This is a genomic window from Methylophilus sp. 'Pure River' (genome assembly GCF_046765995.1).
GTDB lineage: Bacteria > Pseudomonadota > Gammaproteobacteria > Burkholderiales > Methylophilaceae > Methylophilus.
In genome coordinates, this window is record NZ_JBKOUE010000011.1 from 70,072 (window position 1) to 83,178 (window position 13,107).

At 48.4% G+C, this 13,107-nt stretch carries 11 protein-coding genes; all 11 read right to left on the reverse strand.

Annotation, left to right across the window (positions count from 1 at the left end):
* Positions 1–2: 2 nt before the first annotated feature.
* A complete protein-coding gene (locus ACIDE9_RS13125; protein WP_411995156.1) occupies positions 3–1,694 on the reverse strand; it encodes a putative bifunctional diguanylate cyclase/phosphodiesterase in 1,692 nt (563 codons plus the stop codon).
* Between the two features lie 176 nt (positions 1,695–1,870).
* Entirely contained in the window at positions 1,871–2,149 is a 279-nt protein-coding gene (locus ACIDE9_RS13130) for a DUF2325 domain-containing protein (protein ID WP_019882674.1), read from the reverse strand.
* Between the two features lie 67 nt (positions 2,150–2,216).
* A complete protein-coding gene (locus ACIDE9_RS13135; RefSeq protein WP_411995157.1) occupies positions 2,217–3,224 on the reverse strand; it encodes a sulfate ABC transporter substrate-binding protein in 1,008 nt (335 codons plus the stop codon).
* Positions 3,225–3,236: 12 nt separating this feature from the next.
* Positions 3,237–4,928: an alginate export family protein gene (locus ACIDE9_RS13140; RefSeq protein ID WP_411995158.1), complete on the reverse strand. Its 1,692-nt coding sequence runs from the start codon at positions 4,926–4,928 to the stop codon at positions 3,237–3,239.
* 64 nt (positions 4,929–4,992) lie between these two features.
* Entirely contained in the window at positions 4,993–5,187 is a 195-nt protein-coding gene (locus ACIDE9_RS13145; RefSeq protein WP_194742588.1) for a YezD family protein, read from the reverse strand.
* Between the two features lie 159 nt (positions 5,188–5,346).
* Positions 5,347–6,774, reverse strand: coding sequence for a porin (locus tag ACIDE9_RS13150; protein WP_411995159.1), 1,428 nt, complete (start codon positions 6,772–6,774; stop codon positions 5,347–5,349).
* A gap of 159 nt (positions 6,775–6,933) precedes the next feature.
* Positions 6,934–8,472 (reverse strand): lysine--tRNA ligase, encoded by a 1,539-nt coding sequence (gene lysS, locus ACIDE9_RS13155; protein ID WP_411995160.1) that lies wholly within the window; start codon positions 8,470–8,472, stop codon positions 6,934–6,936.
* Between the two features lie 52 nt (positions 8,473–8,524).
* Entirely contained in the window at positions 8,525–9,649 is a 1,125-nt protein-coding gene (locus ACIDE9_RS13160; RefSeq protein WP_411995161.1) for an ATP-binding protein, read from the reverse strand.
* A 59-nt stretch (positions 9,650–9,708) separates the two neighbouring features.
* A complete protein-coding gene (locus ACIDE9_RS13165; RefSeq protein WP_194754195.1) occupies positions 9,709–10,389 on the reverse strand; it encodes a response regulator transcription factor in 681 nt (226 codons plus the stop codon).
* Positions 10,390–10,566: 177 nt separating this feature from the next.
* Positions 10,567–11,139 carry a hypothetical protein gene (locus ACIDE9_RS13170; protein WP_411995162.1) on the reverse strand — a complete coding sequence of 191 codons (573 nt, stop codon included), beginning with the start codon at positions 11,137–11,139 and terminating at the stop codon, positions 10,567–10,569.
* A gap of 28 nt (positions 11,140–11,167) precedes the next feature.
* Positions 11,168–13,084: an ATP-binding cassette domain-containing protein gene (locus tag ACIDE9_RS13175; protein WP_411995163.1), complete on the reverse strand. Its 1,917-nt coding sequence runs from the start codon at positions 13,082–13,084 to the stop codon at positions 11,168–11,170.
* Positions 13,085–13,107 lie beyond the last annotated feature (23 nt).

Genomic DNA, 13,107 nt, shown 5'->3' on the forward strand with positions numbered 1-13,107 from the left:
CTTCAGCGACTACTATTCGCCACCAATGATGATGGATTGACAGATTCTGTACTGACAGCAAGGTCGTTAGCCACCCAATGCTCTAAAGCCGGTGCTTCCAGCGGCCGTGAAAACAGGAAACCTTGCGCGATATCGCAACCTATGCCTTTGAGAAAGCTGGCCTGGGCTTCGTTTTCGATGCCTTCGGCAATAATGCGGTAATCCAGGCTCTTACCCAGGCTGACAATGGCCTGAATCACTGCCTCGGCCTTGTTATGGCCTGGCAACTCCATGACAAATGAACGATCGACTTTTAAGTAGTCACCAGGAATATCGCGTAGGTAAGACAAGCACGAATACCCGGTGCCAAAATCATCAATTGCCAGTTTGATGCCTGCCTGTTTCAAGCGATGCATGATGCGGGCATTTTCGCCATCATCTTGTACAAAAGAGCTTTCAGTCAGCTCCACCACCAGCCGCTGTGGCGGTAAGCCAGTTTCAGCCAGGATGCGTAAAATATCCTCTACCAGCGTGCCGGACTTGAGCTGCAAAGCAGACACATTCACAGCCACTTCCATCTGTCCCAATACCGGGTGATGGTTCCACTGCGCTGCCTGCGTGCAAGCGGTTCGCATCACCCATTTGCCTAAAGGCACAATCAGGCCAGTGAGTTCTGCCACGCGAATAAATTTTTCAGGTGAGATCACGCCTTTTTCGGGATGCCGCCAGCGCACTAGCGCCTCAACGCCTTTTAACTTACCCGTATTGAAATCGACTTGCGGTTGATACACCATAAAAAACTGCTGACTATCCAACGCTGCTTCCAATTGGCTGGCAAAGTCCATATCCGTGGCCGGGAGCACTAGGTCGGTGCTTTGCCCTTTGCGGTAATAAGTCACCGTCATGGTATAGACAATGGCCAGAATCGCCACCACCACTAATGCCGGTAATGCACGCATATTGTCTTCAAACTCGACGCCAGCCCTGGCCAACATGATGGCAAAAAAGCTTAAGAACACAATGCTGAAGCGTATCTGCTTACCGTTATCGTCCATCAACAATAAATAACTCATGGGCGGATGCGACGCGTGCCTGGCCAATAAACCAAAGGCGCATAACAAACCACTCAGGGTCGCTAATGGTGGCATCAGGCCGTAAGGATGGGCAATGCCGCACAAAAAACCCAGCAGCGGGATCAAGGGAATCATCACCGCAACACACAAAATTGCCTGACTGGTAGCTAGCCAGCCAGAACGCTGGAATAAATAGGAAATGGCAATCAGGCAAGCCAGCAAAGCACCTGAGGCGTATTCTACCAGCCTTGAGTCTTGTTGCACCTGCAGGTCATTCGCAATGCGCAGCAGATGCGCAGTATCGTTAAAATCGGCGGCATAAGGGGAAAGTTGCACCATAAACAAACTGATGGTGACCAGCGACATAGTGAGCATGGCCAGATTGGTGCGGCCGTTTTCGAGCAGCAAATTGTAGCTCACCAGAATAAATGTGAGATAAGTGAGTAGTTGTGCCAGCCAGACATTGTTATCTACGTCTAACAGGTAATGTGGAAAGCCCAGCAAACCGCATACCATGCTTGCCATCGCCAAAAAATGAGTATGATCCTGTACTTTACGCACAAGACGATGACGCATAAACTGCCGCTGCGTTATATTTTCGCTGAGTGGCGCTGCCAGTTCGCCAATCCCGGTTTGACTCATTATTTACCCTTTAACCGCTATCACCGCATTATTCTGAGCCGTCGACACAGAAAAATTCTTGAGTCAGGTCATTAAACCTGAAATCTCATTAGGGTTATCGGCCAAACAAACGGATAAATTTAGACCTAATTTAAAAAAAATTAATATTTAAGACTGCGTAACCGTGCAACGCGTGATCAGGCCGCTTCGAGTACGCGCTGCATACCATCGGCACTATTGCGTGTATACACGACCTTGAGGCCGCGTTTGTGCGCCACATGCTTGATACGGTACATCATGGAATGATTGAGCCAGCCGGTGACCAACACAATCACATTGACGTTTGCCGGTAGCTCGCGCTTCACATCTCCGGGCTTTCTGCCTGTCCAGTGATCAATTTTATCGATCCCCTGCGCTTGCAGTACCTGCTTGATGCCTTCAATACGGTCACCACCAATCACTAATGCTTTTGACATGAAACACTCTCCTTTTGTAGAGAAAGAAAAAGGCATTGGGTAAATGCCTTTTTCTGTTAATCAAATCTTATTTTTGGTAAATCTCGTCAAACACACCACCATCGGCAAAATGTGTTTTCTGTGCTTTTTGCCAGCCGCCAAACGTTTCATCAATCTTGATCAAATTGACCTTTGGAAACTGTTTTTCGTATTTCTTGGCGACAGATTCCAAGGTTGGACGGTAGTAGTTCTTCGCCGCGATCTCCTGACCTTCTTCGCTATACAAATACTCCAGGTAAGCTTTTGCAACCGCTTCAGTACCATGTCGCTTGGCATTTTTATCAACCACCGTCACTGGCGGCTCAGCCAAAATCGACAAGGATGGCACCACGATATCAAACTTGTCTGGGCCCAGCTCTTTCAACGCCAGGAAAGCCTCGTTCTCCCAGGCCAGCAACACATCACCAATGCCACGCTCAACAAAAGTGGTGGTTGAGCCACGCGCACCGCTATCCAGCACCGGCACGTTTTTAAACAGCTTTTTCAAGAAGTCCTTGGCTTTGGCATCATCGTTATTGTTCTGCTTAAGCGCGTAGGCATACGCAGCCAGATAGTTCCAGCGTGCACCGCCCGAAGTTTTCGGGTTAGGCGTAATCACAGAAACCCCTGGTTTGATCAAATCATTCCAGTCCTTGATGTTTTTCGGGTTGCCTTTACGCACCAAAAGCACGATGGTGGAGGTATAAGGCGAACTGTTATGTGGCAAACGCTTTTGCCAGTCTGGCCCGAACAAGCGCCCTTTACTGCCGACTTCGTCAATGTCGTAAGACAACGCCAGCGTCACCACATCTGCCTGCAAACCATCAATAACAGAACGCGCCTGTTTGCCAGAACCACCGTGTGACTGCTTGATCACCACATTGTCGCCCGTTTTAGCTTTCCAGTACTTGGCAAATGCATCGTTATAGTCTTGATACAACTCACGTGTTGGATCGTAAGACACGTTGAGCAGGTTGACGTCGGCAGCCCAGGCAGCTAATGGCGTGATCAGTGCAGCGATCAGCAATGCCTTCTTAAAAGTTGGATTAAATTGCATATAAGTCCTCTATTAGAAACCGAGCAGGGTTAATTCTGTGTAGAAAAAATCTGAGCTGTTTGAGCGATTCTGGTCAAACGTTGCAATGTTTGTCGCATTAGCACTGACCGCATTTTTCACAAAATCACCGGCCCAGAAGTGCGCATAGCCCAAATTGAGTGAAGCATACTGATTCAGTGGGAAACGCACGCGCAGGTCAAACTCTTTACCCAGGTCACTGCCAGATTTGCCCGTTCTGTCACGCAGGTTAGCACCCGCATTCCAGCGATCGGTTGGATCATCCAAACGGTACCAGCTGAAACCTGTATCGACTTTAACGTTGTTTAAGTAAGGTACTTGTGGATCAAATTCCAGGCGTACTTTTGACGCACGAATGTTCTCCATCTGGATGTAATCGTTGTTTGACCATGGACGGGCAAAACCGAACAAGCGGTCAAAGCGTCCGTTGTCGCTGAAGTCCGTGCCTGACGCCGTTGTTTTATCGCCTGACGCAACACCATAAGAAGCGCTGACACGTGGTTTCCATGGGTGCTTGAAGCTGTAACCAACCTCAGCATTGTAGGCAAAAGCATCATGATCTACCTTTCGATAGCCAATGGCATTGCTAATAAAACGTTGCTGGTGACCCCATTGCTGAGCATAGTTGGCATCGTAGTCCCATTGAGTGCCAGGCACCACACCAAACACACGCACACCACCGGTGTGAATTTCGCGATCAATGGTCGCCTGGTTTTGCTGTGCGGCTGTATAAACACTACGATCAGAATACAAGTTACCATTGGTATCGTATTCAACCTTGTCGCCATTCTGCTTCAAGAGAAAATAATAAGGCTGGATAGTCACGTATTCAGACCAACGACGCCAGTCACCAATCACGCCATAGAAGTTCTGCGAGTGATCAACCTCATCCAACTTATCGGTAAAACGTTGAACCGGTTGTACGGCAAACGCTTCCAACTGCCAGTCATTCTTTTTCTCACCAATGTTGGCACGCACGCCCTGGAAAGTATTGGTCGTGTTGCGCCATTCGTTACGCGCAATCAGGCGGCGATCCAGACTTTCCCAGGCCAACCGACCACCTCGCACCCAAAATGGGCGGCTGTTACCCAGGTCGTCCTTACCAAAGATACTGTCTTTGTAATATAGCTCCAGATACGCTTGTAACACATCCGCCTTGTCCACATCGCGCGTATCGTTGCTACGTGTGTAATCACTATGGTTACGACGGGAGTCTTGCACTTCAACGGCAAAACGGAATGGATCCAGAATATTCTTCAACCCCAAGTAAGCACGTGAACGCAACAAGAGTGGATCATCAATATTTTCTTGCGCACGTCTGAAATCGTTATCACGATGCTCGTAACGGGCACGATATTCGAAACCAATATCTAGCCAGTCAATATCCGCAAAACTGTCGTAGTCTTTCAGCCATGTCTTGTTTAACTGCTTCACATAGCGCGGTGGCTCGGTTTCTTTTTGCGTGCCATAACTGCGACGCTCAACGTAATAGCCATTGGCCGCTTTGGCCGCTGCTTTTTCTTCGGCTTTAATTTCTTCCAGGCGTGCCTTTACCTTTTTTTGTTGCTCAGCATCCTCTACTTGTGTCTCTGCCAGCTGACCCTCTTCTGCTGCCGAGGCCACGCCATTACCCAGCCACCACACACCTGCGGTTGCCAGTGCAAGACTTATTTTCTTTAACTGCATGTATTATCTCCCGTAAATTAATGACTTCCAGCAGCCTGGTCAGTGCTCAGTAAAATCATTTCAACTATTTCTTGGGTTTTACCTGGTGATCAAAGCGGACTTTCTCGCGCCGCTCAATTTGTGTCACCCGCCCATCATGTACCGTAATTTCAATCGAACCATAACCAGTATCCTGCTGCACTGCCGTAATGGCGGCGGCCACGATAGCCAGTACAGCCTCGTCCGTTTTTGTTTCCGGTTTGTTTAATACTGTAGACATGACGCCCCTCACTGCATTGAATAAACGGCATTATTTCAGACTATGTATATTTTAAAAAATAATTATTTGTTATTTTTATATTACTTTTAACTATATATAAAACAAAAAAAAATCCCGCAAGAATGCGGGATTTCAATTTAAGTTTTGATACGTTTGTTGTTAGAAGTTGTACTGCACTTGTACGCGCAATGCATCTGCTGTGAAGCTTTGATAATCCAGTGTACCAGCACGGTTACCAGTCACCAGGTTATTACGCTTCATACGGTGGTATTCAGCCATAATCTCAACCTCTGGTGCAAGTTGCCATTCCACACCCAATTCCCAATCATTCACATGGTTCTCAGGCGCGTTAGTTTCCGCTTTGTTGTAACCATCAAAGTATTGCCATTTGATAAATGGAATCAAAGTACCATTCGTCTCCAGGAATTGGAAATTGTCGATTTTATACATGGCCTGCACATAACCACCCTGCAGGCTTTTCTCTTCAATTCTGTTTTGAGCAGCATCCATACCTGGTGTAGTACCCCAGTTCCATTCAGCTTGTAAACCAAATGGTTGTGGGTACATCACAAAACTCACCCCAACGCGTTGGTCTTTAAAGCCTTTGGCATCCGCAGCTGCAATGGTAGGCGTACGTGTTGCACCAGTGTTTGCAGATGAACTGACGTTAGTATTACCATTGAAATTATAACGACCTGTTGTTGGTGCATAGTCGCCATGATAGCCTTGGATACTCGCTTCATAGATTTGGCCGGATTCAGTTTTCCACGGATAAGTAGCACGTGCGACTACATGGTAATTGTCATTCACATCACTGCGGTTGGCGCCTTGACCGTTATACAAACCTGCAGCCAACATACCGTAGTTGCCAGAGTGTTTCAGGCCTTTATCGTTGATTTCTTTAAACAATGCCTGAACATTTTCTGGCGTGTAGTAGTAAAACGCACCTGTATCACGCTCATCACGCACTGCACTGTTCATTGCGTCTACACGATCCATCGCCAAACGGTTAGAAGACGATTGCAGGTTTTCAAAACCATAAGGTACTTTAGATTGGCCCACACGCACGCGGTGTACTTTAGCCTTATCAATATTGATATCGCCGTAAGCATCACGAAGCTGCGCAATGTTGTTAGTGCCACTGGCAGACGATGCGAAGTCAGGCTGGATGTAGTAGCTTAAATGATCACCAAAATCACCAAAAATAATGATACGTGCACGACGAATCAAAAAGTTCTTATCTGGGTTAATGGATGAATCAGTACCCACCGAACGGTCAGACCACAAATCGACAGGATGCGCAGGATCATCACCATCATTACCAATCATCGCCGTGACACGGTTCTGCACATAACCACGGATATTCACACGGCTAGTCCAGTTCTTGCTTTCTTTCTTTTTCTGCACTTCAACTTCATTAGTACGGCCCTTCATCAGCAAAGCGCCTTCTTCTTCAGTCAAAACACCTTTGCTAATCAATGCCTGCACCAGGTCAGTAGTTGAATCAGCATATGAGACAGACGTCAAACCTGTTAACAAGCCACCGGCCAAGGTTGCCATCAACAAACGACGAAACTTCAAATTCATTATTATCCCCTGTTAATAAGATTACATGTGTGTATCCGGGACGTATTTTGAATTTTCAATATGACAGTTTGATGACAAACCTTACATATTTCTTACAGGCAGACTATTAGTAACAAAAAAGCCACCCTTATCGGGTGGCTCCATGTTATTTTGATTGGTTTAGCTTTCTGCGCGCATATGCGGGAACAGAATCACATCGCGAATGCTTGGGCTATCCGTAATCAGCATCACCAGGCGGTCGATGCCAATGCCACAACCACCGGTCGGCGGCATGCCATATTCCAGGGCACGGATAAAGTCCGCATCGTAATACATAGCTTCCTGGTCACCCGCCTCTTTGGCTTTCATTTGGGCATGGAAGCGCGCGGCCTGGTCTTCAGCATCGTTCAACTCGCTAAAGCCATTGGCCATTTCACGGCCGGTAATAAACAGCTCAAAACGTTCAGTGATTTCAGGGTGCTTGTCTGAAGCACGCGCCAAAGGCGATACTTCCACCGGGTAATCAATAATATAGGTTGGCTGCCACAGCTGGCTTTCCGCAGTTTCTTCAAACAGGGACAACTGTAGTGAACCCAAACCAGCATGGTCAAATGGTTTTACGCCAAACTTCAATAATTCTTGACGGATAAAGTCCGCGTCATTGAGTTGTGCCAGCGTATATTGCGGTGCATATTTCTGGATTGCACCGACAATGGTCAAACGCTCGAACGGCTTGCTTAAATCGACTTCTTTGCCAGCATAGCTCAATACTGCCGTACCGTTGGCCGCAATCGCTGCCGCACGGATACATTGCTCGGTAAAATCCATCAGCCATTGGTAGTCAGTATAGGCTGCGTAGAATTCCATCATGGTGAACTCAGGGTTATGCCGCACGCTGAGGCCTTCATTACGGAAGTTACGGTTGATTTCAAACACGCGCTCAAAACCACCCACAATCAGGCGCTTCAGGTAGAGCTCTGGCGCAATACGCATAAACATCTGCATGTCGAGCGCATTATGATGTGTGACAAATGGCTTGGCTGACGCACCACCAGGAATCGGGTGCAGCATGGGCGTTTCCACTTCAAGAAACTCGTTGTCATTCATAAACTGGCGAATCGCCGCCACGACTTTTGAACGCGCTTTAAAGGTCGCGCGGGTTTCTTCAGAGGTGATCAGGTCAACATAACGCTGACGGTATTTGATTTCCTGATCTTGCAGACCATGGAATTTTTCTGGCAATGGGCGTAGCGACTTGGTCAGCAAACGCAGTTCGGTCACATGCACCGACAGCTCACCGGTGCGGGTTTTAAACAAACGTCCGCGCGCGCCCAGAATGTCACCCATATCCCAGTGTTTAAAGCTCTCGTAGAGTTCTTCGCCGATTTCATCACGTGCTACATACAGTTGAATACGCGCCGTGCTGTCTTGAATCGTCGCAAAACTGGCTTTACCCATGACGCGCTTGAGCATCATGCGACCGGCCACCACAACCACAATCTCTTGCGGATCCAGCACGTCTTTCTCTGTGGCAGCATAAGTCTCCTGTAAAACAGCGGCCTTATGCTCAGGCTTGAAGTCGTTAGGAAACGTCGCGACTTGTGCAGATTGCGCCTGTTCGCGCAGCAGGCGCAACTTTTCGCGACGCTCTGCAATCACGTGATTCTCATCAACGACTGACTCTGTCGTGCTGTCTGGGTTGGAATGTTGTGCTGTCATAAAGTATCCGGCTATCGTCTGCGTTATTCGTAAACCCGCTATTTTAGCATTGTTACATCCAATTTTTAGACTCTTGATCGGTAGGAGCCTCATGCTTTTCGGGCAAATGGATACGGATCATAAAACCATGCGGACTGAGATTGGTCGCTTTGACGAAACCACCATGCGCTTCAACGATATGCTTGGTCATGGCCAAGCCGATGCCATGGCCGTCCACCTGTGATGCGCGACGTCCGCGTACAAACGGCCTGAAGATTTGCTCAAGCTCTTGCGGCTCGACGCCCTGGCCTTGATCCTCCACTTCCAGGATCACTTCACTGGTACGTGCACTGTGTTGCAACTCAATCGTTACCACGCCACTCTCTGGGCCATATTTCACGGCATTGCGGATCACATTGTCGATTGCCCGTTGCAACAACTCCAACTGGCCGTCCACGACTACAGCATCCTCCGGCATATCCAGATGCAGCTTGGCCTCATGTTTCTCGAATAGCACATCACCCACAATCCCGGTCAGTAGTTCTTTTAAATCGACCTCGGTCTTTTGCAGCTTCTGCATGCCAGATTCAAATCGAAAGATTTCCAGCAACTCTGAAATCATTCTTTCCATGCGTACCGCTTCCAGCTCAACACGCTGTAAAGAGCTTTGCATTTTCTTGGGATTCTGCATCACCAGGCCCACCGACATCTGTATCCTGGCTAATGGCGAACGTAGCTCGTGAGAAACATGATGCAACATTTTGGATTGGCTTTTAATCATGTTATTGAGGCGCAATGCCATCAAGTCAAATGCTTCACCCAACTCAGAAAATTCATCGTGACTGGCGGTGATTTTGGGGCTCACCCTGACCAGCAAATCCCCTTCTGCGGCACTCTTAAGATGATCAAGCAATAACTTGATGGGATGCGAAATTGACCAGGCCAGGACTCCGGCAAAAATGCTGCTGGAGACGAGGCTGTAGATCAGTACATATAAAGGCAGGCTAAAGTATTGCCTCTCAGCCGACGGTTGATCGGCCTTCACTGACTGAGACTCAGGCTTTAAGGCATTTGGCTTGGTCTCACAGTCGCTTACTGAAGTGCAAGCCTGCGAGACTGTATGATGTATGGGAGATTGTTGATGGGTCTGCCACTCAACAATATTACCAACGATGAGATCGGTGGAGATGAGCGCCAAAAAAAATGCTAAAAATAACTTCCAGAACAGGCGCCCCATAACCCTCGCGTTTAATTCACTTACTCTCTAACAAGTTGGTATCCGACGCGGTAAATGGTTTGTATCACATTCACACCGCCAGACACTTCTGATATTTTTTGACGGATACTACTTAAATGCACGTCAATACTACGGTCATATTTGACCAACGGACGACCCAGCGCCTTGATGGACAAATCTTCTTTGCTCACAATCGTACCGGCGTGCTTGGCCAGAATTTCAATCAGGCTGAATTCCGTACTGGTAAACACAATCGGCTTGTCAGCCCAGAATACTTTTCTGCGCTCGCTGGACACCACCAACTGGCCAACCACAATATCGTTGCCTTTAGGCGTGTCACTAGTATGACGGCGCAAAATGGCACGAATTCTGGCAACCAGTTCACGCGGCAGGCATGGCTTCTGGACATAATCGTCCGCACCGCCCTCCAGCCCTTCTATACGGCCCTCATTATCATCCTTGGCCGTTAGCATCAGCACAGGGATATCGGAATGTTGTCTGACATTGCGTAACGTCTGCAAACCATCCTGACCTGGCATCATCACATCAAGAATCACCAAATCAAATTTGCCTGCCAGCACATATTGCTCGCCGGTCAGACCATCGTGCGCAGTCGTCACCGCAAAGCCCTCTTGCGTCAGGAACTCCTTCAGCATATTGGCTAATTCAACATCATCGTCAATCAACAGCAGCTTGCTCATTTATGTCCTTTTTTAAAAGATAACACAAGGCTTATCGTAATATTTAGCCTTGGAATATTATGAACAATTAAATTGATTAACAAGCGTAAATGGCCTAACTTTACCCAAGTTTTCAAACTGTATCAAAAATGTTAAACAATTTTAAAGCATACCTGAAAATTTTATAATACTAAACGGCTAATCAGCCGTAAATGCCTCACATAACTGACTTAGCAATTGACCAAACAGTGGCAGCACCTCTTCCGGACTATGCGGGCTATCATCATCTGTCGTTGCAATCATATAGCTAATGGTCACTTTATCCAGGTTTTCACGGTACTCCTGCCAATGTTCAGACTCCGCTTCTGCAATCAGTTTGAACTTATGAAAGCCAGATTCAATAATCTCAGCCAGCATCTCTGGCGCAAGCCCATCAAACAGGGTTTTACCGATGGTAATCTGCGCCCTATCGTAGTCAGGATGACGCCCTTCCTGAGTGAGTGGCATGAATAAGAAGGCATACACCATCACTCCGAAGCATTGATACACACCTAGCATATCAAAATCGTTTTCCAGCTCTTCTGCCGGATGGCGGTCAGCGGACTGAATCGCTTTAAACGTTAAAAAGCTCGCCAGATAATGTATAGCGTCTTCGATTTCAACATTGGCAAAGGCTTCTACAGCTTGTGCTTCAGACTGAATACCCGCACAAGTCTGCGCCTGGCATAGCTGATACATAAACCTCAAACGTTCTTCATAAGTCATTTCCATGATGCTCCCTTTATTAATATTATCCGTGTTATTCAATCTCAGGCAGGGCTTCCAGTTTTTCCTGCACGTCTAACCACTGCTCTTCGATGACATCGAGTTGTTTTTGATTTTCACCTTGCGCAATCAGCAGCGCCTGCAATGTTTCACGCTGCTCTACCTCGTAAATCGCACTATCCGCCAGGCGGTTTTCTACATCTTGCTTTTCCTGCGTGAGCTTGGTCAACTGTGTTTCCAATGTCGCCAGCGTTTTGAGCAAAGGCCTGCGCTCCACCAGGCGTGCCTGTCGGTCCGCTTTTTGCTGATGATAGCTATTCTGCTTGGCGGCCACAGGTCGGTTCGTAGTGACTTCAGTTTGCGCCACCTTGAGTAAAGACACTTTGTAATCTTCCAGGTCGCCATCAAACACACTGGCTTGCCCATCAGCCACCAGTACAAATTTTTCGCAACATGTGGCCAGCAGCGTACGGTCATGCGACACCATCACCATGCCGCCTTCATAGGCCTGCAAAGCCATAGACAAGGCGTGCCGCATTTCAATGTCCAGATGGTTGGTCGGTTCATCCAGCAGAATCAGGTTGGGCCGTTGCCAAATCAGCATCGCCAATGCCAAGCGCGATTTTTCACCGCCAGAAAAAGGGCCGCAAGGCGCTTTGGCCATCTCGCCGCGGAAATCAAATCCGCCCAAAAAGTCCAGCAGCTCCTGCTCTCTGGCATTGGTGTCCAGCCGCTGCAAATGCTGCAAGGGCGAGTCGCTGGCAACCAGTTGCTCCAGCTGATGCTGGGCAAAATAGCCGATACGTAAATCTTTACCTTCTACCCGCTCGCCCGACAATAAGGTTTCTGACTGCGCCAGCGCTTTAATCAAGGTGGACTTGCCAGCGCCATTCTTACCCAGCAAACCGATGCGCTCACCAGGTCGTATAGCCAGATGCCCCAGCTTGACCAGGGTTTGACCTGCATAGCCCAACCCCGCCTGATTCATCACCAGTAAAGGATCAGGCGCCGAACCCAGGTCACGAAAACTGAAACTGAACGGGGAATCTACATGCGCAGCACTGATACGCTCCATGCGCTCAAGTGCCTTGATGCGGCTTTGTGCCTGGCGTGCCTTGGTCGCCTGTGCACGAAAACGATCAATATATTTCTGCAAATGCGCCATTTGCTGCTGTTGCTTTTGATAGCTGGCTTGCTGCAATGTCAGCTTTTCTGCACGTTGGCGCTCAAAATCACTATAGCCACCGCGATACAAAGTCAGTTGTTGCTGCTCTATATGTAGAATATGGTTAACAGTGTTATCAAGAAACTCGCGGTCATGCGAAATCAGTAACAAGGTGCCGCGATAGGCACTCAGCCAGCCCTCAAGCCAGATGACGGCTTCAATATCCAGGTGGTTGGTCGGTTCATCCAGCAATAACAAATCCGAACGGCACATTAAAGCACGCGCCAGGTTGAGGCGCATACGCCAGCCCCCGGAAAAATCACTGACCGGACGACTTAACTGTGACTGAGAAAATCCCAGGCCGGCCAATAAGGCACTGGCCCTGGCTTCTGCGCTATAGCCATCAATATCCGCCAGGCGCTGATGCCATTCGGCGACATGCAACGGGTCATGGCTTTCGCCTGCATTACCTTCCCCGGCATCCGCTTGCGCCAGGCGCGCTTGCAAGGTGCGCAACTCTTCATCGCCATCCAGGGTATATTCGAGTGCAGATTGCGACAGCGCAGGCGTTTCCTGCGCCACATGCGCAATTACCCACTGTGGCGGCATGAGCAACTCGCCCACATCCGCCGTGAGCTCACCGCGCAGCAAGGCAAACAAGGTCGATTTACCCGCGCCATTGGCCCCGGTCAGACCGACGCGATGCCCAGGATGCAACTGGAAACTGGCCGCTTCGACCAGTGTTTTACCTGCTCTGGAAAAAGTCAGTTGTTTAAACTGAATCACTGACAATCACTTTCATTTAAAAA